The following is a 23,465-nucleotide window of genomic DNA, read 5'->3' on the forward strand; positions in this document are numbered from 1 at the left end:
TCGCGGGGGCGGCAGGACGGGGCGCGGCGACGAGATCCGCGCCGGAACCTGCGAGCGAATCAGGCGAAGCTGCGCCGCCGACATCAGACCTGGAGCCGACTTGCCTGTCGCCAAGACTGCCAGCGATGCCAGGACCTGCCACGCCATCGGCTATACCACCGCCAGCGGCAAAACTGGAACCGGAAACAGCATCGGCACCAAGATCGGCAGCCATGTCCGGCGTAGCTGCCGCGTCATCAACTCCGGCGTCATCAGCGTCATCATCCGCGTGCCCGCCAGCGGTACTTGAAGCCGCGCCACCCCCCACCGCAAAGTGCCGATCCCCGGCCTCGCTCCCCAGTGCCTCCCAAGCGCGCCAGGCCCAGACCGCAAGCGCGATGGCCTCCTTCGTGTCGCGGGCGTCGCTGCGGGCGTAGGCCAGGTCGTGGGGGACCAGGAAGCGGACTGAGCAGTTCGGGAGTTCGACTCGGGGGACCTGTTCGGTGGCGGTTGCGGGGTGGACGCGGGCCAGGTAGCCGGTGGCGTGGCGGCGGCGGGCGGTGGCGAAGTTGCGTTTGCCGAGGAGGGTTTCGAGGTGGTCGTCGGTGAATTCTGATGGCGACCATTGTTCGAACTCTTCTGTGCCGTCCGAGGCTGTGGCCTGGTAGGCCAGTACCACCGCCACCACGTGGCGGCAGGCGCCGGAGGCTCCGCAGGTGCAGGCCGCTGCTTCCAGGCCGCCGGGTGGGAGGGCGCAGATGACGCCGTCGGGGAAGGTGCCGCGGATGGCGTCGGCGTCCTCGGTGATGGTGGGGCCGGTGTCGGCTGCGGCTTCCTTCGCGGCGCGCTTGTACAGGCCGCGGTTGGTCAGGGAGACCAGGGCGTCCTCGGTGAGGGCCAGGAGGTCCGCGCGGGTGGTCATGAGTTCACCGCCTCGGCGACGAAGGCCGCGAGTTCGCCGGGGGTCATGGCGCCGACGAAGGCGCCGAGGTCGGCCAGGCGTTCGCCCATCTCGCGGTTGAAGGCGGGGTTGGCGTCCTCGTCGAGGGCGCACAGGGCGAGGAAGCGGCAGCCCTGCTCGATCAGGGAGCGGGCGCCGCGCAGCAGGCCCGCGTCGCTGCCGCCTTCGTAGAGGTCTGATATCAGGGCCACGATGGTGCGGCGGGGGTTGGCGACCAGCTCGCCGGCGTAGCTCACCGCGCGGGAGATGTCCGTGCCGCCGCCGAGCTGCACCTTCATCAGCAGGTCCACGGGGTCCGTGACGTCGCTGGTCAGATCGACCACCGACGTGTCGAACGCGACCAGGTGCGTGCGCACGCCGGGCAGCCCCCACAGGCAGGCCGCCGTCACCGCGGAGTGGATCACCGACGACACCATCGACCCCGACTGGTCCACCAGCAGGATCACCTGCCAGTTGTCGACGTGCCGGCGGGAGCGCGTGAAGAAGTGCGCGTCCTCGATGTAGAGCTTGCGCTCCTCCGGCTGGTAGTGCCCGAGGTTGCCGCGCAGGGTGCGCTTCACGTCGAAGTTGCGCGCCAGCCGCACCTGCGACGGCCGCCGCAGCCGGGTCCCGGAGAACGCCACGCGCACCTCGGTGGCCAGCTTGCGCATCATCTCCGCGACCACCGCCGCGACCAGCTTGCGCGCCAGCTCCAGCACCTTCGGGTCCATCAGGTGCTTCGTCCGCAGCACCGCTTTCAGCAGCGCCGGGCTCGGCTCGACGCGCTCCAGCACCTTCGGGTCGGTGACGATGTCATGGATCTGATACCGGTCCACCGCGTCCCGGGTCAGCCGCTCGACCGTCTCCTTGGGGAACAGCCGCGTGATCCCGTCCAGCCAGTCGACGGTCGTGAGCACCGAGTCCTCGCTGCCGCCGGGACCCTTCGGGCCGCCCGAACCGGCGCCACCTTTGCGGACGCCACGCTGCGCGAGGTCGTCGTCGCGGCCGTACAGCCAGTCCAGAGCCGCGTCGCGCGAGGCGTTGTCAGGGCTCAGCGATGTGCCGGCCGACGCCGGGGCGCCGAGGATCATCCGCCACCGCTCCAACGCGGCAGCCGAATCAGCAGCCTTCTCGACATCGACATCGGCACCGGCACCGGCACCGGCACCGGCATCAGCCCCGACGCCGGGACCAGGCACCGCGCCAACAACATCAGGCCCCTGCGGAACAACGTTCACCAGACCAGCCCCTCCCGCTCCAGCACCGCCTGCACATGGCTGTCCAGCTCCCGTCCTCGCGCCAGGGCCAACGGATCGTCCAGCTTCCCGCGCACCAACGACCGCGCCGAATCCTCGACCCCGTACAACCGCAGCACCTGCCCGGCGATCGTCTCCCGCTCCCGCGGCGGGAAGTACGCGAACGCCTGCCGCAGCGCCGGCAACGCCACCAGCAAGTCCCGATCCGTCATCGCCGTGACCAGATCGTCCAGCACCGTCAGCACCGACGCCTCCTCCAGGCACTGCTCCCGCGCCAGCGCGAACAGCCCGCCGAGCCAGTCCCCGAGGCTCGCAGGATTCCCGGCGGCCCGGATCGTGCGCTCGGCGTCCGACGGCGGCGTGCCCAGCGACCAGCCGAACCCGAACGCCGCGCCCCGCAAATCCGGCCCGGCCTCCGTGTTGTCCGCGATCCGCGCCATCACCTCCAGCGCACGCACCGCGTCCAGACCGAGCCGGGCCGCCGCGTGCCGCACCGCGTCCCGCACCGACCGAACAGCGGCGATCCGCCGCGGCGCGGCAGGCGCCCCCGGTGAGCCCGGCGCCGATTCCACCAGCCACAACAGCCGGTCCACAGCAGCGCCGATGACGATCCCCAACGTCTCAGACTGCTGAGCATCCAGGAGCTGGTCGTGCCGCCACAGGCCCAGCACGGCGGCCAGCACCTCGCCCAACGGCTCGGGATCGCTGCCGGCGCCCACGGACAGCGCCAGCGAGCCCAGCACCTCCCGCGACCAGTCCTCGATCCCGCACAGCACCGCGTCGAACAGCGCCTTCGCAGCGGCGTCCAGGTTCCCGCCGCCCTGCACGCGCTCCCCCAGCCGCGCCGTCGCCGCCAGCTCGACCGTCGGGCCGTAGCCGCCGGCCTCGATCAGTGCGGCCAGCCGGTCCTGCTCGGCGGTGATCCGCCACTCCTCAGTGAAAGTGCTGTCCTCGGCAGCCGGATCCGGTCCGGAGACCCGCCGGTAGCCCGGAATACCGAGAACCCTGAGTCGGTGCAGCAACCGCGAGGTATCCCGCTCCGCGACGACCGTCAGATCAAGCGTCACAGAGTTCTTATCCGTCAGCCCGTGCCGTTCCAGCTCCGCCTCGGCGTCGTGCACCAGCGGCGGCAGCGGCGTGTCCTTGTGCAGCCGCCCGACCCGGTCCCCGGACAGCGCCGCGACCATCTCCACGACCGCCGGATGCGTCCCCGGCGCCAGCAGCCGGCGCCCAGTCCAGGGCAGCGGCTGGTCCAGCGCCTCCCCGACCAGCGCCGACACCAGACCGTCGAGCAGATCGGCGCGGGCCGGATGCCGGTGGCCGCGCACGGCCGCCAGGCCCTCGCCGTTGACCCGCGCCGCGATGAGGTCGGCGGTCGAGACCCGCTGGCTGCGGCCGCGCAGCCGGTGCACGACCTCCTCGGTCAGCGCCGCGGCTGCCGCGCGCGGTCCCAGCTCCCACAGCCGCTGGTAGTAGCCCGGGGACGGCATGCCGGACTGGTAGCCGTCGAAGGCGTCGAGGCGCTTGAAGGAGTAGGGGACCAGGTAGCTGACGGCGGAATCGACCGGTATCGGGTCAAGCTTGGGCCATCCGGCGTCCTCGCACTCACCCGCGAGCCGCAACAGCGCGGGCCGGTGGAACCCGCCGCACACCACCAGCACCGGCCGATCAGGACTCTTACGCAGCGCGGCCGCGATCCACCGCGCCATGTACTGCTCGCGGATCTCGTCGGACGTCGGCTCGCCCTGGTCGCCCGGGTCCCGGTCAGCCTGGTCGCCCGGCTCCCGATCGGCGTCGGACGCCGAGCGGACCAGATCAAAGTACGTGTTCAGCCGCTCCCCGAGTTCCGCCGACGGCACCTCGGAAGCCTCGATCTCCGCCATGTGGTCCCACAGCGTGTCGATGTTGTCCATCCCGAACTGCCGGCACAGCTCGTCCACAACCTGTGTGTAACGCAGCTCGGCGTCGGCGTACCGGTTGGTCAGCACCGAGAACGCCGGATGCCAGGCCGGCAGGTCGATGAACCGCACCTCGGCCCCGGCCTGCGTGCCCTCGGTCAGCGCGACCCACTCCGGTGAGTACTCACAGAACGGCGACCACGAGCCTCGCGCCAGCGAGCCGTCCCGCACCGAGGTGAACACCGCGACCGGCAGCTCGTGGCCGAGCAGGAACTCCCCGATCCGGTCGTTCATGTCCGACGGGCCCTCGATGAGCACGTGCGCCGGCCGCAGCCGCTCGATCGCCTCGCGGACCAGGCCCGCGCACGCCGGGCTGTGGTGCCGGACGCCGACGATGGTGAGGTTCCCGATGACGTCCACGCTCGCCGTCGAGGCCGGCGGCGGAGCCACCTTCTCAGAGGACGTCATCAGCCGGGCAGCCGGTGCCGCGCGTCGTACAGCTCCTGCCACTGGTCGCCCTTGCGCCGCTGCGCGTGCTGCTCCAGATACGTGCGCAGCTTCGCCAGGTCGTCGGCGTTGTCCTTGGCCGCGGTCCCGGCCAGGCACTCGACGATGTCCGTGGCCGTCCCGGCGTCCCCGCGCAGGAACCAGCCGCGCAGGCCCACGGCGTGCGCCACCGAGACCGCCTCGGCGGTGCTCATCACCGACGACAGCCGCTCCATCCCGTCGCCCCGGTCGGTTTTGCCCTCGCGCAGCTCGCGGAACGCGGTGACCAGCACCTCCAGCACATCGCGGCGCGGCGGCACCGTGACGCCGGAGCCCTGCAACAGATGCGTCGCCTCCTGCTCGACCAGCGCGAGTTCGGTGGCGAAGTCGGTGATCGCGAACACGGTCTCGAAGTTGAAGCGCCGCTTGAGCGCCGCGCTCATCTCGTTCACGCCGCGGTCCCGGGTGTTCGCCGTCGCTATGACGTTGAACCCCTCGCGCGCGAAGACCAGCGCGTCCTCACCGGTCAGCTCCGGCACCGCCATCACCCGGTCCGACAGCGGCGAGAGCAGGCAGTCCTGCACTTCCAGCGGACAGCGCGTGATCTCCTCGAACCGCACCACCCGGCCCTCGGTCATGCCGCGGTACAGCGGCGCCGGGACCAGCGACTTCGTCGAAGGGCCCTCGGCGACCAGCAAGGCGTAGTTCCACGAGTACTTGATCTGGTCCTCGGTGGTGGCCGCGCCGCCCTGCACGGTGAGCGTCGAGTCGCCGCTGACCGCCGCCGCCAGCAGCTCCGACAGCAGCGACTTGGCGGTGCCGGGCTCACCGACCAGCATCAGGCCTCTGCTGGTGGCCAGCGAGACCAGTGCGCGATCGATCAGCGAGGGGTCGCCGACGAACTTGCGGCTGATGCCGACCCGCTCGTCGCCGAGGATGAAGCGCCGCGCGGCGCGCAGGCTCAGCGCCCAGCCCGGCGGCCGCTCGCCGGAGTCGCCGGCGCGCAGCCGCGCCAGCTCGTCGGCGTAGCGGACCTCGGCGGCCGGGCGCTGGACGCGCTTGCCGCCGGCGCCCGAACCGGGACCCGGGCCGGCGCCCGAACCCGAGCCGGAGCCTGATTCGGGGCCCGGGTCCCCGGCCGGGGCCGGCTCTCCGGAGGACTGTGCCGCGGCCGTCCCGGCGGTGTTCTTGGCGGTCACTGTGCGGTCACCTCAGTCAGATCGCGAAGTATTTCGGATGCGGTCACAGGGTCGAGTGTGCCGAACGGGTCCGACCGTTCGGGCACCGGGAGGCAGTAGCCGGACCCGTCGCGGGATATCCACACGCCTTCGAAGGTCTGGTCCTCCGATTCCGCGATATTGCCGACGGCGATCCCGGGGTCGAGGGTGGCGAACAGAACCCTGCCATCGGGCAGCGGCCGGGCGATGTAGACCTCGATGCCGCTGTCCCAGGGCTCGCCGCGCACCCAGCCGCGCCGGGTCAGCCCGGCCACCTTGCCGGCCGGCATCCCGATGTCGTCGAACCGGTTCAGGACCAGCGACGCGCGCTCGGCGTCGGTCAGGACGTGCGGCTGCCGACCGAGCTGCGCGAACGGCTGCAGGATCTGGTAGTCGGCCAGCACATCGGACCAGCGTCCGACCAGGTCGCCGAGGTCCAGCGGATGCGCGACGCCGATCACGGCATCGTCGGGCACCGTGAACAGCTCGTCGTCGAGGTCTGCGAACGTCAGGTCCTCGGCGACGCGGAAGGTCGCGACCAGCACGCCCCGCGCGTCGAACGTCCCCCACACCACCTGCCGCGCGATATGGCGCACCAGCGGATGCCGCACAAAGAAGGCGGAGAACTCCGCCGCGTCCCAGCGCCGCCGCAGGACCATCGCCCGCTCCAGCCGCGCCACCTGGTCCGCGACCACGGTGCGGGCCCGCTTCTTCAGCGCCGAGAAGTCCCGGACGGCCGCCTCGGCCAGCTCGGAGTCGTCGTTCGCGCCGGGCTTCGGCAGGGCCTTGAGATGCTTGCCGGACTCCTCGCGCACGCACGGCTTCAGCTCGGCGTCGAACCCGACGGCGAACCGCCGCGGCCCGAAGTCCAGCGTCATCGCCCCGTTCGCGTCCAGGCCGAGGTCCGGGACCACGCGGTCGGCGAGCTGTTCGGCGGTCAGGCCCAAGCCCTCGGCGATCTCCGCGATCTTCTCCCCGGCCCGGTCCTTCAGGGCCTTGAACTTCAGGCGCTGGGAGATGCCGGACAACGTGGTCAGCGCGAGATCCGTGCCGATCGCGGCGAAGACGTCCAGCGCCTTGACCGCGCGAGCGTGGCCGTTCTCCCCCGGCCAGGCGCGGATCAGCGGATCCAGCCGACGCACGATCTCGTCGTCGCCGAACCAGCACAGCGCGAGCAGGACCCACGCGCACTCGCTCGGATATCCGGCCATCCGCCAGTTCTCCATCAGGGCCCAGGCGTACTCACGCAACGACACGGCGTCGCAGAGTTCTTTGACGGTTGCGATGCCGTCGTACGGATCGCTCGGCTTGGACAGAGCGAGCATCTGTCCGAGGTGGCGGACCGCTTCCGAAGGCAGGCCGGAGGCGCCGTCGGCGAGCGCGATCTGAGGCAGCGAAAAGGATTCCGCCCACCTGGGTGCCTCAGGCAGGGTCTTCGGCAGCTCCTCGCCGCCGTCGGATTCCATCAGGATTCTGATGGCTGCTGCCGCCTCGTCGCCGTAGGTCTCGGCCGCGATCGCGATCACGTGGACACCCGCCTTGTCGCCGAGCCAGCGCACTGTCCGGGCCGCTGCCTGCCGGTCCTTGCCCGGCTTGCCCACGGCCGCCGGGATCAGCTGTTCGGCGGCGTAGTCCGCGTGGCGGGTGAGCCACCGGACGGCGTCGGCGCGGCCGGTCGTGCGCTGCGTGAGGGCCACGGCGAAAGCGGCGGCGATCTCGGGGCTGCGGAACGGCTGGATCAGTCCCAGGCGGTGCGATGCGGCGGCCTTCAGGGCCATGGGCAGTCCCAGGACCTCGAACCGGGCCAGGTACACCCGAGCCCAGCCGTCCCGCTCACGAGCGCGAGGCTGCCCTCCGGCCTCCAGCAGCGGACGGACCAGCTCGTCGGCCGCGCGGCAGAAGAAGCGTGCGTAGTTGATCTGTCGCCAGACGCCGTCGATCTGCCGCCAGTCGCTGCGGTAATCGCCCTGGTCGGCGAGAAAGGCCGCGATGACGGCGTCGTCCGGCTCGGTCGGGTGACGCTGGTCGCGGAACCACGTCGCCAGCCATTCCTCACGCTCGCCGTCGGCCCACGCCGCGAACGCCCCGGCCGGTGCTGTCAGGCCTTTGACGACCACCGGCGCAGCCGCCGTGTCGCGGTTGACCCACGGCGGTGCGACGAGCACCTTCGGCAGCGTCGCCGATGGAGCGTCGGGAAGGGCACGCGGGGGATCGAGCGCCGCCTCGACCCGGGCTCGCGCGTCCGGGCTGAGCGTCGGCAGCTCCTCCCGGGCCAGCTCGGGATAGGCGTTCGCGTGGAGAGCCAGCGCATGTGTCACATGCTTGGCCCAGACGACCTCGCCCGGGCCGAGATCGGTCTCGGCCAGGACGCGGAGAGTGCGGCGCGGGAACAGCTTGCCGCCGGCGAGCAGGGAACCCTGTACCCCCTTCGCTCCGAGGCGAGTTATCAAGGCCCGAATTGACTCCTCACTTCCCAGCTCCGAGAACAAGGCAAGCAGCTCACCATCGACAAGCCACTCCTCGTCGAGCCACGGAACGAGCAACGGTGCCACCGCCGGGCCGACCGACGCCAGCACCGTCGGCAGCGTCTCCTCCGGCTTGGGCCAGTACAGCCACGGCTGACGCGCCACGTACTCCCGGGCCTGATCGCTCGTGGTGAGCGCGGCGGCCAGCAGGCAGCAGGCCAGGTCCACGTCCCTGCGGCCGTCGAGCACCTCGGCGGCCCGGAGGTCGGCGTCGACCCACTCGGTGCGCTCCCGGAACAGGAACGAGGTCAGCGCCCGCTGGTCGCGGCTGCCGTCGCGGTACTCAGTCGCCGCGGCCGCCGCATCGGCGTATTCGGCATCAGTGGCATCGGCCAGCAGCGCGAGCAGACGTGCGGCGACCCTCCAGCGGAAGTCACGTTCATGGGGCTCCGGACCGCGGAGAAACTGCGGGTTCTGAGGTCTACCGTGTAGATAGTCGGGCGATATGGCACACACCCCATGCAACTCGGCCACCGCACAGACCGCGAAGGCGTGGCCGCGGCCCAGGACCCAGCTGTCCACGAAGCGGCGCGGCACCACGGACTTCGCGGCGCCGAAAATGAGCGCCACACGCAGCCCGGCCTGGAGTGGCGAGGCAGTCGTCAGCGTGTCGAAGCCGGGCTGCGTCGCCGCCTCGACCAGATCCCGCTCCGACCCCGGATCGGCGATGGCGTGCTGATAAAACCTGTCGGCCTCTTGGCGGAGACTGTCCATCCATTCGACCAGCGAGCTCAGCGGCTCGTCGATCGGCGTCGGAACGCCCCCGTCGCCCCGGCGCCGAAGCACCTTCGCGCGAAAGCGTTCCGGCAGGACGAACTCCTCGTCCACGGTGACCGTCATCGGTCCTTCCATATCTCTTCCAGGTCGCGCAGGACCACCGACGCGGACAGCGCGTCGAGCCCGGCCAGCGGCAGCGCGTGCCGCTCGATGTCGGGGTCATTGCCGGTCGCGCTCAGCCAGACCGCTGTGATGGCTTGGAGCGGCGACAATGCCACGGCGCCGGCCTCCAGGCCCGGTACCAGGTCCATCACCACCCACTTCCCGTCGCCGACCGGCCGGAGCAGCCGGGCCCACCGCCGGTCGGCGATCGGGCCGCGGTGCCAGCCCCGGGTCGCCAGCAGTTCGAACTTCGTCGGGCCGAAGCGGACCTCGTACCCGGCGGGGGCGCTGGCGACGACGTCGGGCGAGATGTACTGCCGCACAAGGCGATTGCGGGCCCTGTCCTCGGCGTCCAGCACCAAGGGCAGTCGGCCGAGCTGGTTGAACGGCTGTAGGACTTCGTAGTCGCCGAACACCTCGGACCAGCGTCCCAAGGTGAGTCCGAGGTCGACGGGATGCGCGACGCCGATCAAAGCGCCTTCGGGGACCTCGTAGTGCGCGTCGTCGACGTCTGCGAAGCTCAGGTCCTCGGCGATCCGGAACGAGCCGAGCAGCACGCCGTCCTCGCTGTACACGCCCCACACCAGACGCCGCGCGATACGGCCGAGCACGAGGTGGCGCACCACGTACTCGGCGAACTCCGCCGGGATCCAGCGGCGGCGCTGGAATATCGCCCTCTCCATCCGGGCCGCCTGCTCCTGCGCCCCGTCCTGGACCTGCTTCTTGAGCGTGGTGAACCGCTTGTAGGACGCGGCGGCCGGCTCGGCGTCGTCCCGCTTGCCGGGCTTGGGCATTGTCCGCAGCACGGTGCCGGCCTCGTCGGTGACGACGGGTCGCAGGTAGTCGTCGAAGGAGACGTCGAAACAGCGCCTGCCGTAGTCCAGCCGGACGGTGCCCTCGGCGGTCAGCCCCGAGGTCGGGACCAGCCGGTCGGCGAGCCGGTCCGGAGACAGGTCCAGGGATTCGGCGACGTCCTCGAAGGTCGTCCGCGCCTTGCGTTTCAGCTTCATGGTCCACGAGCGGCCGGCGAAGCCGTGCAAGGCCGTCAGCGCGCGGTCGCCGCCGATCATGGCGAGCGCGTCCAGGCCGTCGCACACGTTCTCCGGCTTGGACCGGCGGTGCCAGGCCCGGATCAGCTCCTCCAGCCGCGCGACCGTGGTCTGATCGCCGAAGACGCCGAGCGCGCCGACGACCCAGCGGTCCTCCTCGTCGCCGCCCGCCAGGTCCCAGGTCTGAGCCAGGGACCAGACGAACTCCGCGAGCGAGGTCGCGTCGCAGAGCTCTTTGACGATCTCCAGGCCCCCGTAGGGCGCGTCGGGCTTGGAGAACATCAGCATCTCCAGGACCGCCTGCGCGGCGCTGCGCGGAAGCGGGGTCTTGCCGTCCTTCAAGCGGATCTCGGCCAGCAGCGCCGCGCGGGCCCACATCGGCGACGGCGGAACGGTGCGGGGGCAGGCCTCGATGCCCCGGTCCGCCATGACCTCCTTGGCCGCGGTGGCGGCCTCTTCGCCATAGGTCTGCTGCGTGATGGTCACGACGTCGACCCCGTCGGCTTCGAGCCACCGGAGCGCGGCGACGGTGTTCTGCCGGAGCTTGCCGGGCTTGCCCAGCGCGGTCGGCACGAGGCCCCGCACCGCGTCCTCGGGATGCCGGCGCAGCCAGGAGATGGCGTACGTCCGCACGGAGCGCAGCCGCACCAGTCCGTCGGCCATGATCGCGGCGATCTCCGCGCTCGCGAACGGCTGGAGCAACTGCGCCCGCACCGCCGGGAACCGCGTCAGGGACAGCACCGTCGGCAGCGCCAGGAGTTCGTACTTCGCGACGAACGTCCGGGCCCGGTCCGTGACCTGGCGCATCGGCGGCTGCCAGGCCAGGAGCTGCGGACGTACCAGTTCGTCGGGGGCATACGCGGCGAAGTAAGTGGCGAGGTGTTCGTTGGCGGTGCCGTCCAGGATCTCCGGCAGGACGGCCTTCCAGCCCTGCTCCGGCGTCCAGCCGGCGCCGTGCAAGGTGAGCCGGGTTTCGCGCTCGCCGCGCAGCCAGTCGACGGTGACCTCGGCCGGCGCGGTCAGGCCCTCGATCACGACCGGCTTCGCGCGCTTGCGCTTCTTGTCCCGCCACGGCGGAGCGGCCAGGATCTCGGGCAGATCGAGCGCCTCGACGTCGGGGGTGTCGTCGTCGAGCAGCGCCTCGATCCTTTCCCACGCCTCAGGGCTCACCCGCGCGGCCTCGGCCCTGGCCCGGTCGGGATCGTCGAGCACGACCATGGTCAGCAGGCGGGTGATCTCCTCGGTCGGCGCGGCCTCGGCCAGGATTCGCAGCGCCCGGCGGGGGAACCGCTTGACCGCGGCTTGCAGGCGCTCGCCCACCCCGTCCCGGTCGATCCACTGGACGAGCACGGACATCGCCGCGTCGCCCGGCGTCCGGGCGATCAGGCCGAGCGAGCGCCGGTGGATCGGGCACGGTTGCGGACGTCCCTTGCGCGGGGACGGACACCGGTGGCCGGAATCGCACCACGCGGTGAGCACCGGCAGTGCCTCGGCTCCGGCAACCGTGAGGAAGGTCAGCTCGACATGCGATTCGCCGTCCCACTGCCAGTCCGTCAGCCCCCTGAAACGCTTGGCGAGCGCGGACGCCTGAGCCGCGGTCGACACCGACGGCAGCAGCGCGACGAACGACGGCGCTCCGCGGTCCGCCGCGTCGAGATCGGCCCAGAACCACTCGGGCCGCTCGGGGAACAGGAACGAGGTCAGGGACCGGGTCGCCGGACCGGGCTCGTCCCGGCGCATGTGCTCGGCCGTGGCCAGGAGTTCGGCACGGTCCACCGCCGAGGCCCCGCGCACGCGCTCCAGCAACCGCAGGACCGCCCACCGCGGACGGAAGTGATTGTTTCCCGGCACGTGGGCGAAGAAGTCCCCGTTGACCAGGCCCATGATGGCGCTGTACTCGGCGAAGGCCTCCATCGCGAAGGCCAGGCTTCTGCCCTTCGTCCACAGATCGATCACGGACGCGCTGTAAACGGATTCCGGAAGCAGTATGGAATCGACCAGGGCGGCCTGGAGCGGGGTCTGGGCGTCCAGGTCGGCGACATCGACACCGGCCAGCACCGCCGCCGGGTCCGGGACGTGCCCGAAATGAGTCGCGAACGTGGGTGCCGACGAGGACAGGGCGGCGGCGACCGCCGCCTCGTAGTCCGCCGGGTTCTGGCGGCGCAGGCTCAGGACGTGCTCGGCCTGTACATGGAACTCCAGCGGCTCGTCCAGCGGCTGCCACGTACGGTCCAGCGGTGAGGTGCCGCCATAGAAGCCCGCCAGCTCGAAGACGTCCTCAGGATCCTGCGACACAGTCTCGCCATCGACCGTGACGATGCTCATCGTCCCGTCACCTCCGCCAGGTCCCGCAGGATCTCCGAGGCCCGCACGGGGTCGAGTTCGGACAGCGGCACCGAGTGCTGGTCGATCGAGGCGTGCTGGCCGGCCACGCTGAGCCAGACCCGGTCGATGGTCTGGTAGCCGGAGCCCTCCGCCACGGCGCCCTTCAGCCCCGGCGAGATGTCCACGATCATGTACCGGTCGTCCTCGCCGAGCGGCCGCAGGAACCGCGACCACATCGGCGGATCGCCCATCGGGCCGCTGGACCAGCCGCGGGGCTCCAGGGCGACGATCACGCTCGGGTCCAGAACGATCCCCTGGAAGCGCTTCAGCGTCCGGCCGGCCCGCTCGGCGGCGGTCAGTTCCAACGCCGGGCGGCCCAGCTGGTCCAGCGACTGCAGGATCTCGTAGTCGGCGAACAGATCGCTCCACTCCGCCACGGCCGAGCCGAGCTCCACCGGGTGCGCGACGCCGATGACGGCGCCTTCGGGAATCTCGTAGTGCGCGTCGTGGACGTCGGCGTAGCTGAGGTCTTCGGCGATCCGGAAGGAGCCGATGGTCGCGCCGTCGGAGCCGTAGACGCCCCACACCACACGCCGCGTGATGTGGCGCAGCAGCGGATGCGCGACCATGTGCGCGGCGAAGCCCTCCGGCTCCCAGCGCCGGCGGGTGAACATGCCCTTCTCCAGCCGCTTGATCTGGTCCACGGCAATGATCTGCGCGGCCTTCTTGACCTCCGTGAACTGCAGGTACGCCGCCTTCGCCAGCTCCTGGTCGTCGTTCTTGACCGGCCGCGGCATCCGCGGGAGCACCTTGCCCGCCTCGTCGGTCACCCGGGGCCGCAACAGCTCGTCGAAGCCGACGTGGAAGAAGCGCGGGCCGTAGTCCAGCCGGAGCGTGCCCGAGGGGCCCAGGCCGAGGGTCGGGACGACGCGGTCGGCGAGTTCGTCGGCGTCGAGGTCGAGCGAGGCGGCGACGTCCTGGAACCGCTGCTCGGCCCGGCGCCGGACCGGCTTGCGCCGCCCTTTCTGGACCACGGAGTGCAGGGCCGCCAGGGCCCGGTCGCCGCCGATCATGCCCAGCACGGTCAGCGCGTCGCCGACGAGCCCGTAGTCGCGCTCCGTGGTCCAGGGCCCGATCAGCGGCTCCAGCCGGTCCACGGTGCCGTCGTCGCCGAGCTGTCCCAGGGCGTCGAAGGCCCAGCGCTCGGACGAATCGGAACCGCACTCGTGCCAGTTGTGGAACAGCGCGAAGGCGAACTCGCCGAGCGAGGACTCGTCGCAGAGCTCTTTGACGACTTCCAGGCCGGGATACGGGGCCTCGGGCTTGGAGATCTGAAGCATCTCCACCACGCTCTGGGCCGCGCGCGCCGGGAGCACTCCCGTCCCGTCCTTGAGCCGGATCTCCGGCAACACCGAGGATCTGGCCCACATCGGTGTGTCGGGCATGCTGCGCGGATAGGTGCCGAGTCCGCCGTCGCTGAGCAGTTCCTTGAGAGCCACGCCGACGGCTTCGCCGTACGCACCGGAGGCGACGCCCACGACGTCGGTGCCGTCGGCGGCGAGCCACCGCAGCGCCGCGTCGGCGTTGCGCCGCAGCTGGCCCGCCTTGCCGAGCCCGACCGGCAGCAGGCAGCGGGTGGCGGCTTCGGGATGCCGGCGCAGCCAGCCCAGCGCCGTGCCCCGGGCCACGCTGCGACGCCGTGTCATTCCCGCGACCATGGTGGCGGCGATGTCCGCGCTGACGAACGGCTGGAGCAGCCGGCCCCGGACGGCCGGCAGCCCGCGGATCGCCAGCACCGCGGGCAGCGCCAGCAGTTCGTAGCGGGCGACGAACGACTGCGCCCGATCGTCGACGCGGCGCAACGGCGGCTGCCAGCCGTCCTCAAGCATCGGCCGCACCAGCTCCGGCGGCGCGTAGGCGGCGAAGTAGAGCGCGACGGGCGTCATCGGGTCGTCGGGCTGCGCCGGCTGGGTACGCCACGCCGCGACCTGCTCGGCGATCGCCGGCCAGCCCTGGCTCGGCTCCCAGCCGGCCCCGCGCCCGAGCCAGCGCTCGCGTTCCCCGGGCAGCCAGGCGGCCTCGACGTCGGCCGGCGGCGTCAGGCCCGCGACCTGGACCGGCTTCGGCCGCTTGGTCTTCGGGTCCGACCATGGAGGCTGGGACAGGATGTCAGGAATCTGCGTCTCGGACGCGGCGGTCGGAGCCATTCGGGTGAGAACGGCGATGACGTGGGTCGTGGCCGGGGTCGGTTCCATCGCGGACAGCACCCGCAGTGCGGTGTCCGGGAAACGCAACGCAGCGGCGTGCAGGTAGGCAAGCGACTCGGACCGTCCGTTATACCGCTCGACGAGCGCCTGCATCGCGGCATCGCCCGGGATCCGGGAGATCAGTTCCAAGGCCTGATGCCTGCTCTCGTTCAAGCCCTTGCCCTGGCCCGGCTGGCCGTCGTACCAGGCGAGCAGGAAGGGCAGAGCCTCGGCACCGGCGACCGACAGGAATGTCAGCTCGACGGCGGCGTCGCCGTTCCACGCCCACTTCTCGCCGGCCCGCAGCAGCTCGCCGATCGTGCGCGCCTGCTCGGCGGTGGCGACCGACGGCAGCAGCGAGGCGGCCGGGATCTCGCCGCTGCGCGCCGCCGCCAAGTCCGCCTCAAGCCAGTCCGTGCGTTCGGGGAACAGGAAGGTGGTCAGGGCCCGGGCAAGACCCCGGCCCTGGCGCTCCATCGCGCGCGAGTGCTCGGCGACGGCCATGGCCTCGGCGTGGACGTCGTCCGGCGCCGACCGCACCAGGTCCAGCAGTTGCCGCACCGGGGTCATGAGGTCCAGGAGGGTGGAACGCTCGCGGGGTCCCAGCCGGCAGAAATCGATGAACGCCTCCAGCGCGAAGGGCACGCCCCGCACGTGGCTCCAGACACCGACGACGAAATCGACGCCGAAGTCCTCCAGACGTTCAAGGGTGCCCTCGGCCAGCGCGGCCTGGCGCGGCGTCATCGCCGTCAGGTCGCCGAAGTCCACGCCCCGCATCGCCTCGACGCTGTGCTTGTCGCTGCCGGGATGGTTCAGCGCGGCTTCGATGGTCGACTTGGAGGCCTCGACCACTCCCTGCCGCCGCTCGTACATCCGCTGCACGTCCTCGCGGTCGATCGGCGGCACCTGATCGGGACGGCACCGGCCGCGCGCGATCGCCTTGACCCGCTGGTAGTCCTTCGGCAGTTCCAGGTCGCCGGTCATTGTGCGGTCACCTCGCTCAGGTCGTTCAGGATCTCCGAGGCGGTCACCGGGTCCAGGGACGAGAGCGGATCCGTGTTCCCGTCCTGGCGCCAGTATCTGTAGCGGTCGTGGTCCTTCCCGCCGATCCACACCTTCTTCAGCTCCTGGTCGTCGGCGTCGCCGGCCCAGCCCGCGCCGAACCCGGGCTCCAGCTCGACCACCGCGGTGCGGCCGTCGGGCAGCGCGCGCAGCAGGTAGCCCTGCCAGCCGCCGTCGCCCGGAGCGCTGCGCTGCCAGCCCCGCCGCTCCAGGCCGAGGACCTTGCCGGCGGGCGTCCGGATCCCGGCGAAGCGAGTCAGCAGGCTGTTTTGTTCCTCCTCGGCGGTGAGGGTCAGGACCGGCCGGCCGAGCTGCCGGAACGGTTGCAGGATCTCGTAGTCGGTAAACAGCTCCGACCAGCGTGGAAGATCGTCGCCGAGGTCCACGGGGTGCGCGACGCCGATCAGGGCGTCGTCGGCGACCGTGATGGGGTCGTCGTCGACGTCGGCGTAGGAGTCGTCCTCGGCGACGCGGAACGTGCCGCGCACCCCGGTGCCGTCCGGCCGGAAGTCCGACCACACCAGCCGCCGGACCAGGTGGCGCAGCAGCGGATGGCCGACGAAGTACTCCTCGAAATCGGCCTTCGTCCAGCGGCGGCGCGCCACCATCGCCAGCTCCAGCCGGGTGATCTGGTCCGAGGCCAGGGTCCGCACGTCCTTCTTCAGGCCGCTGAACCGCTGGTGGGCGGCCGGCGCCAGCTCGGCGTCGTCCAACACGGCGGGCTTGGGCAGGGACTTCAGACGCTTGCCGCTCTCGTCGGTGACGCCGGGCTTGAGCTGCTCGTCGAAGAAGACCCGGAAGCGGCGCGGGCCGTAGTCCAGCTCCATCGAGCCGGAGCCGTCCAGGCCGAGGTCCGGGACCAGCCGGTCGCCGAGCTGATCGCGAGTCAGGCGCAGCTCCTTGGCGATGGCCTCGACGCGCTCCTGCGCGCTCTCCTTAAGCCCCCGGAACTTGCCCTTCTGCGAGATCCCGTAGAGGTGGAGCAGCGCGGTGTCGCCGCCGATCACGGTCAGCACGTCCAGACCGGCGACCGCCCGGGCGTGGCCGCCGTCGCCGGGCCAGACGCGGATCAGCGGGGAGAGGCGACGGACGGCTTCGTCGCCGCCGAACCAGCGCAGCGAGTCCATCGCAAAGGACTGTTTCGCCGGGTAGTCGGCGGTCTGCCAGTTCTCGAACAGGCCCCAGACGAAGTCGGCGAGCGAGCGGGCGTCGCAGAGTTCTTTGACGGTCTCCAGGCCGAGGTACGGGTCGTCAGCGGTGGAAATCATGAACATCCGGACCACGTTCCGCACCGCCGACTGCGGCAGCGCCTCCTTGCGGCCGGCCACCAGCAGCTGCGGCAGGCTCTCCGGCTCGGCCCAGCTCGGCGGCTCCGGCATGGTCTTCGGCAGCACAGCGAACAACGGATCCTGAGCAAGCAGTTGGACGACACCGGCCTCGGCTTCGCTGCCGTACGTCGCGGCTTCCGCGCGGACCTCCTCCTGGAACCCCTCGGCGACCAGGAAGCGCAACGCGGTCTCGGCGGCCTGGCGGGCCCGGCCGGCCTTCCCGATCGCCGCGGGTATCAGGGTTCGAGCAGTCAGCACGGGGTGCCGGCGCATCCAGGCCTGGCCCGGGGCGCGCAGCGTCTTCAGCCGCAGGTTCCAGTCCGCGACCAGCGGTGCCGTCTCGGAGCAGGCGAACGGGAGCAGGAGTTCGGCGTTCACCAGCGGGCTGCTTCGTACCGCGCTCATCACGGAGGGAAACGCGTCGAGGCCGAAGCGCGCGGTGGCGGTGCTGCACCAGGCGAGGGCGTCGTAGGAGTAGCCGTCCGAGAGGTTCCGGAGGGCCTGCCGCGCCTCCTTTTCCGGGCCTCGCATGACGATCACCATGAGCTGGTAGGCGTTGCGGTGGCCCAGGGCCTTGGCGAGCCGTTTGCCCCAGTCCTCGTCCTCGCGGTGGTGCACGCCGAGGGTGTCGGCGCGCCAGTCCGCACGCTCTTGATCGTTCAACCAGACGACGTCCGCGCTGGTCGGAGCTGTCAGGCCCTTGATGACGACCGGCTTCACGACCTCGTGCGCCTGCTCCCACGGCGGGGTGGTCAGCAGGTCTGGCAGAACTTCGGCGGCCACGGGGGGCAGCGGCGCGGCGACGGCGTTGACCATCTTCTCCACGCGCGCGCGAGGCTCCTCGGCCAGCTGCGCCGCGACCGCGCGGGCCGCCTCCGGCCGGCTGACGACGGTCAGCCGCAGCACCCGCTCCACCGTGGTGCGCGCCGCCGGCTGGTCCGGCGCGGCCTCGGCGAGCAGCCGGACGCCGCGCTCCGGGAAGCGCTGCGCGGCCTCGGCGAGCACAGCCGCGGTGCCGCGGTATTCGAGCTGGCCGAGCAGCGCCAGGAAGGCCTCGTCGCTGTCGAAGCCGGCGAGCAGACGCTGTACGCGCTGCCGGGCCTCGACCCCGTCCCAGTAGTCCTCGGCCCAGCTCGCGATCGCCGGGATCAGGTCCAGTCCGACGGTGGCGACCATGGTCGCGGTCGCCGCCGAGCACAGGCGCAGCGCGTCGGCGTGGACCCACCTGGTCAGCCGCTCGGCCTGCCGGGCCGTGGTCACCGCGCCGATCAGCAGCCAGGCGGCCACGCCGTCGCGGATCTGCCAGCCGCGGCCGGGCGGCCCGGCGACGTCCTCGTCGACCCAGTCGTCGCGCTCGGGGAACAGGAAGGAGATGAAGGCGTTGCGGACCACGGCCGGACTTCGCAGAGCACTGACCAGAGTGGCCGTGGCGGCGTAGTCGTCGTCGCCCGCCGCCGCGAGGTGGCGACGCATCCGGGCGGCCATCGCGAACCGCTCCTGCGCGTGGGCCGCGTCATGGTCCTTGCGGCACAGGGCCGGGATCTTCTGGCCCTTGCTCTGGAAGAAGACCCCGAAGCCGCCGAGCTCGACCGTCGCGGCGGCGGCGAACGGGACGCCGCGCGCGGCGGCCCAGGCGTCGACCAGAACGTAGGGCTCGTAGTTCTTCGGGGCGTCGTAGAGCACCACGGCAGCGGCGATCGCAGCCTGCTGCGACGTCATCGCGGCCAGATCGCCGAACTCCGGCTCCCGCATCGCCGCGGCGAGGTCGCCGTCGGTGCCGTCGTGGCCGAGCACGAGATCGACGGTCTTCGCGGCCTTGGCGAACACCCGGTCGAAGTCTGCGACGGCGTCCGCGACCGGCTCGAAGACCGCGTCCGGAGCCGCCGACCTGCCGTCACGGCGCGATATCACCAGCGACCGGGGATCAAAGCGCTTGTCGAACAACCCTGCGACAGCGTCCACCGGTTCCAGGACGTTCCCCACTAGCCCTCCCAAGCCAATCGCCCGCCCGAATGGGACGACCCTAGCGAGGCAAACCGACAGGGGTGGCAAGGTCTCGACACCGAAGCCCCGAACAGCACCGGATGGGCGTCATCCGCACGTAGCCCTCAAGTTGCTGACCCGTTCGGGTGCATGATCCCCTCGAACCTATGGCGCTCCGGTTCGCGGCATTCATGGCGCTGTGGACCGTCTTCTACTACTCGGTTCCCAGTTTGCACCTGCTGACCTGGACCGTGATCGGCCTGGGCGGGGTCGGCGCGGTGCTGGTCGGGGTCTGCCGCTACCACCCGAGCAGTCCGCGCGCCTGGTACTTCCTGGCCGGGGCGATGCTGACGCTGGTCAGCGGGGACACCGCGTACAACCTGCTGACCGACGTCTTCGACCGGGTCGAGCCGTTCCCCTCCATCGCCGACGCCATCTACCTGCTGACCTACCCGCTGGCCGCGGCCGGCGTGCTGCTCATGGTGCGGCGCCGCAGCCCGCTGCGCGACCGGGCGGCGCTGATCGACGCCGTCATCCTGACCACGGCCGCGGCGCTGCTGCTGTGGGTCTACATCATCACCCCGACCGTGGACGACCGGGCGCAGTCCTGGACCGGCAGCGCGGTGTCCATCGCCTATCCGCTCGGGGACGTGATGCTGCTGGCGGTGAGCGCGCGGCTGGCCACCGGCGGGGCCCTGCGCGGGCCGGCGGTGCGGCTGCTGCTGCTCGGCGTGCTCGGGCTGACCGGGTCCGACGTGGCCTACGCGCTGGTCCGGCTGTACGGCCAGTGGCGCGTCGGCACCCCCGCCGACCTGGGCTGGGTGATCTTCTACGGCTCCTGGGCGGCGGCCGCGCTCTCGCCGTCGATGACCGAGCTCACCGAGCCGGTGGCCCGCTCCCGGCGCGGCGCGGACCGCGCGCGGGTGCTCCCGCTGGCGGTCGCGGCCCTGGTCGCGCCGAGCGTGCTGATGATCGAGTCGCTGGAGACGGACCTGAGCGACGGCCCGGTCATCGCCGTGACCTCGGCGTTGATGTTCCTGCTCGTTCTGCTGCGGCTCTACCTGGCCGGCCGCCAGACCCGGGAGCTGGACAACCGTGCGCACACCCGGGCCATGCTGCGCGAGCTGAAGCACCGCGCCTACCGGGACTCGCTCACCGGCCTCGGCAACCGGCTGCGTTTCCAGGACCGGGCCGAGCGCGCCCTGGCCCGGGCCCAGGACTGCGGCGGCGTGGCCGCGATGCTGCTCATCGACCTGGACAACTTCAAAGAGGTCAACGACACCCAGGGCCACAAGGTCGGCGACGAGCTGCTGATAGCGGCGGCGTCGCGGATAGCCGGGGCCGTCCGGCCCGGCGACCTGCCGGTGCGCCTCGGCGGCGACGAGTTCGCGGTGCTGCTGTCCGACGGCGCCTCCGAGGCCGCGGCCGTGGCCCTGGCGCAGCGGCTGATCGGGGTGCTGGCCGAGCCGTTCCGACTCTCCGGGGCGCCGGTGCCGGTGCGGGCCAGCATCGGGGTGGCGACCAGCCCCGGCGGCGCCGGCGGCACCGAGGAGGTGCTGTTCCGCAACGCCGATCTGGCGTTGTACGCGGCCAAGGCGGACGGCAAGGGCACCTGGCGGCTGTTCGAGCCCAGCCTGTACGACGCCGCGCTGCAACGCCTGGCGCTGCGCACCGGCCTGGACCGGGCGCTGGCCGTCGGAGAGTTCGAACTGCACTACCAGCCGATCGTGGAGCTGCAGGGCCCGCCGAAGGTGGCCGGCTTCGAGGCGCTGGTGCGCTGGCGGCATCCCAAGCTGGGGCTGCTGGCGCCGGGGAACTTCGTGCCGGTGGCCGAGGAGACCGGGCAGATCACCCCGATCGGGGCCTGGATCCTGCGGCGCGCGACCGCCGACGCCGCCGCGGCCGGGTTCGGGTACGTGGCCGTGAACGTCTCCCCGCACCAGTTCAGCGGCGGCGGGTTCGTCGACACGGTGCGCTCGGCGCTGCGCGCGGCGGACCTGCCGGCGGACCGGCTGACCGTGGAGATCACCGAGAACGTCTTCCTGCACGAGGCCACCGCCGACGCCCTGGTCGACCTGCAGCGGCTGGCGCTGCTCGGGGTGCGCGTGGCCATCGACGACTTCGGGACCGGCTACTCCTCGATCGGGTATCTGCGGGACCTGAAGTTCGACCTAATCAAGGCCGACAAGTCGTTCGTCGACCGGATCGCGGACAAGAAGGATCATGAACGGCTGCTGCGCGGGATCATCCACGTGGCCGGGACCATGGACATCGCCGTGGTCGCCGAGGGGGTCGAGACCATCGCGCAGCGGGACCTGCTGCGCGACATGGGGTGTGCCTACGCACAGGGCTTCTTCTACTCGCCGGCGGTGCCGCTGGCGGAGACGTCCGGTGTGCGGGCCGCCATAGAGATGGGAGAGAACTGATGGCGCGGCACGAAGTGTGGGCCGAGCTGGCCCGGTTGAAGGACACCACGCGGTTCTACGACGCCGTCATCGAGGAGCAGGACCGCGCCGAACCCCGGCGGATCCGCATCGGCGACGAGTGGCTGTCCGACTTCGCCTCCTGCAACTACCTCGGCTTCGACGTCGACCCGGAGATCATGGCCGCCCCGGCGGAGCTGATCGCGAAGTGGGGCACGCACCCGAGCTGGTCGCGGCTGCTGGGCAATCCCAAGCCGTACCTGGAGATCGAGGAGCAGCTCACCGACCTGTTGCAGGCCCCTGACACGCTGGTGCTGCCGACCATCACGCACATCCACATGACGGTGATCCCGGTCCTGGCCGGCAAGGGCACGGTGTTCTGCGAGGCGCAGGCGCACCGCACCATCTACGACGGCAGCTCCGTGGCCCGCGGCAACGGCGCCACCCTGCACCGCTGGCGCGCCACCGACCTCGGCGGCCTGGCCGTGGCGCTGCGCAAGGCGCCGAAGGACCTGCCGCGGCTGGTGTGCATGGACGGCATCAACAGCATGACCGGCAACGAGCCGGGGCTGGCGGCGATCGCGGACATCTGCCGGGCCGAGGGCGCGCTGCTGTACGTGGACGACGCGCACGGCTTCGGCGTGATCGGCGAGCGGTCGTCGGCGGAGACCTCGCCGTACGGGGCGCTGGGGAACAGCATCGTGCGGCACCTCGGGGAGTCGTACGAGGGGCTGGTGCTGGTCGGCGGGTTCTCGAAGGCGTACTCCTCGCTGATGGCGTTCCTGGCGCTGCCCACGCAGATGAAGGAGTACCTGAAGTTCGCGGCGGCGCCGTATCTGTACTCGGGCCCGTCGCCGACGGCATCGCTGGCCACGGTCCTGGCCGGGCTGAAGGTGAACCGGGAGCGCGGCGAGGTGATCCGCGGCGGGCTGTGGCACAAGACGGCGCGGGTCATCGACCACGTCCGCAAGCTCGGGCTCTACACGCCGAACCGCAGCGGGTTCCCCATCATCGAGCTGCCGGCCCGGGAACCCTCCGACATCGACGAGATCGCCTCGATCCTCTGGGAACGGGGCATCTACGTCACACTGGCGGCGTACCCGCTGGTGCCGAGGGACCAGGCCGGCTTCCGGATCCAGGTGACCGCGGCGAACACGGACGAGGAGATCGACCAGTTGAACGCGACACTGACCGAGCTGGCGCCGATGCTGAGCAAGGCCGAGGGGCACGGGCACGGATACGGGTCCGAATACGGGTCCGGGTCCGGGCACGGGCACGGGCACGGGCACAACGGCGGCGCGGCCGGTTCCGCAGGGCACTGACGTGCACCTGCACCTGGACAGCCTGAGCCAGCTGGGGCGCCTGTCGCTGGCGTTCGTGCTGACCTACCTGCTCGGCTTCGAGCGCGACCTGCGCGGCTCGCCGGCCGGCGACCGCACCTTCTCGCTGATCGGCGTGGGCAGCGCGATCATCGCGGTCCTGGCCAAGGACGGCAACGCGCCGAACGCGCTGGCCGGCGTCATCACCGGCGTCGGCTTCATCGGCGCTGGCGTGGTCTTCCGCCCGAACCTGACCATGTCGGCCCGCTGGCACCTGATCGACACGGTCAAGGGCGTGACCACGGCGGCCACCATCTTCGCCGCCGCCGCGATCGGCGCCGCCTGCGGCTTCGGCCGCCTCATCCTGGGCACCGGCGGCACCGCGCTGGTGCTGCTGGCGCTGGAGGTCCGGCACATCCCGATCCTGAAGTTCGCCGACGGCCGCCGGTGGGCTTCGCGGTTCGCGAACGACGAGGTGGCGGTGGATCCGTTGCAGGGGCAGGGGCACGGGCAGGGGAAGGATTCGCCGGAATCGTGAGATGCCGAAGTG

Annotated in this window: 11 protein-coding genes; 3 read left to right on the forward strand and 8 right to left on the reverse strand. The window is 71.5% G+C overall.

The window, feature by feature from the left end:
- The 8 genes from GWK61_RS17520 to GWK61_RS59570 all read right to left on the reverse strand — a co-directional run.
- The coding region (locus GWK61_RS17520) for an SWIM zinc finger family protein (RefSeq protein ID WP_194909457.1) at positions 1–901 on the reverse strand (901 nt) is incomplete at its 3' end.
- On the reverse strand, positions 898–2,010 hold the full coding sequence (locus tag GWK61_RS17525) for a VWA domain-containing protein (RefSeq protein WP_194909486.1): 1,113 nt from the start codon (positions 2,008–2,010) through the stop codon (positions 898–900). The genes GWK61_RS17525 and GWK61_RS17520, both read right to left, overlap by 4 nt.
- Before the next feature lie 143 nt (positions 2,011–2,153).
- Positions 2,154–4,541 carry a DUF5682 family protein gene (locus tag GWK61_RS17530; RefSeq protein WP_228562476.1) on the reverse strand — a complete coding sequence of 796 codons (2,388 nt, stop codon included), beginning with the start codon at positions 4,539–4,541 and terminating at the stop codon, positions 2,154–2,156.
- Positions 4,541–5,575, reverse strand: a complete 1,035-nt coding sequence (locus GWK61_RS17535; RefSeq protein WP_194909487.1) for an ATP-binding protein — start codon at positions 5,573–5,575, stop codon at positions 4,541–4,543. Before GWK61_RS17535 ends, GWK61_RS17530 begins: the two co-directional genes overlap by 1 nt.
- Positions 5,576–5,754: 179 nt before the next feature.
- Complete coding sequence (locus GWK61_RS17540) at positions 5,755–9,141, reverse strand: DUF4132 domain-containing protein (protein ID WP_194909458.1); 3,387 nt, start codon at positions 9,139–9,141, stop codon at positions 5,755–5,757.
- The gene (locus GWK61_RS17545) at positions 9,138–12,554 is read right to left on the reverse strand and encodes a DUF4132 domain-containing protein (protein ID WP_194909459.1); all 3,417 of its coding nucleotides are present in this window, start codon (positions 12,552–12,554) and stop codon (positions 9,138–9,140) included. The genes GWK61_RS17540 and GWK61_RS17545 overlap by 4 nt, the downstream gene beginning before the upstream one ends.
- The gene (locus GWK61_RS17550) at positions 12,551–15,784 is read right to left on the reverse strand and encodes a DUF4132 domain-containing protein (RefSeq protein ID WP_194909460.1); all 3,234 of its coding nucleotides are present in this window, start codon (positions 15,782–15,784) and stop codon (positions 12,551–12,553) included. Before GWK61_RS17550 ends, GWK61_RS17545 begins: the two co-directional genes overlap by 4 nt.
- Positions 15,781–19,173: a DUF4132 domain-containing protein gene (locus GWK61_RS59570; RefSeq protein WP_194909461.1), complete on the reverse strand. Its 3,393-nt coding sequence runs from the start codon at positions 19,171–19,173 to the stop codon at positions 15,781–15,783. The genes GWK61_RS17550 and GWK61_RS59570 overlap by 4 nt, the downstream gene beginning before the upstream one ends.
- A 167-nt stretch (positions 19,174–19,340) precedes the next feature.
- On the opposite strand from GWK61_RS59570, the gene GWK61_RS17560 reads away from it, so the two are divergent.
- Genes GWK61_RS17560 through GWK61_RS17570 form a run of 3 tightly spaced genes read left to right on the forward strand, consistent with a single transcriptional unit; the run spans position 19,341 to position 23,453 of the window.
- Positions 19,341–21,599: a putative bifunctional diguanylate cyclase/phosphodiesterase gene (locus GWK61_RS17560; protein ID WP_194909462.1), complete on the forward strand. Its 2,259-nt coding sequence runs from the start codon at positions 19,341–19,343 to the stop codon at positions 21,597–21,599.
- Positions 21,599–22,918 carry an aminotransferase class I/II-fold pyridoxal phosphate-dependent enzyme gene (locus GWK61_RS17565; RefSeq protein ID WP_228562477.1) on the forward strand — a complete coding sequence of 440 codons (1,320 nt, stop codon included), beginning with the start codon at positions 21,599–21,601 and terminating at the stop codon, positions 22,916–22,918. Before GWK61_RS17560 ends, GWK61_RS17565 begins: the two co-directional genes overlap by 1 nt.
- Position 22,919: 1 nt before the next feature.
- Positions 22,920–23,453, forward strand: a complete 534-nt coding sequence (locus GWK61_RS17570) for an MgtC/SapB family protein (RefSeq protein WP_194909463.1) — start codon at positions 22,920–22,922, stop codon at positions 23,451–23,453.
- The last annotated feature ends 12 nt before the right edge of the window (positions 23,454–23,465 follow it).

Origin of the sequence: Catenulispora rubra (genome assembly GCF_015356825.1) — a bacterium.
Taxonomy (GTDB): Bacteria; Actinomycetota; Actinomycetes; order Streptomycetales; family Catenulisporaceae; genus Catenulispora; species Catenulispora rubra.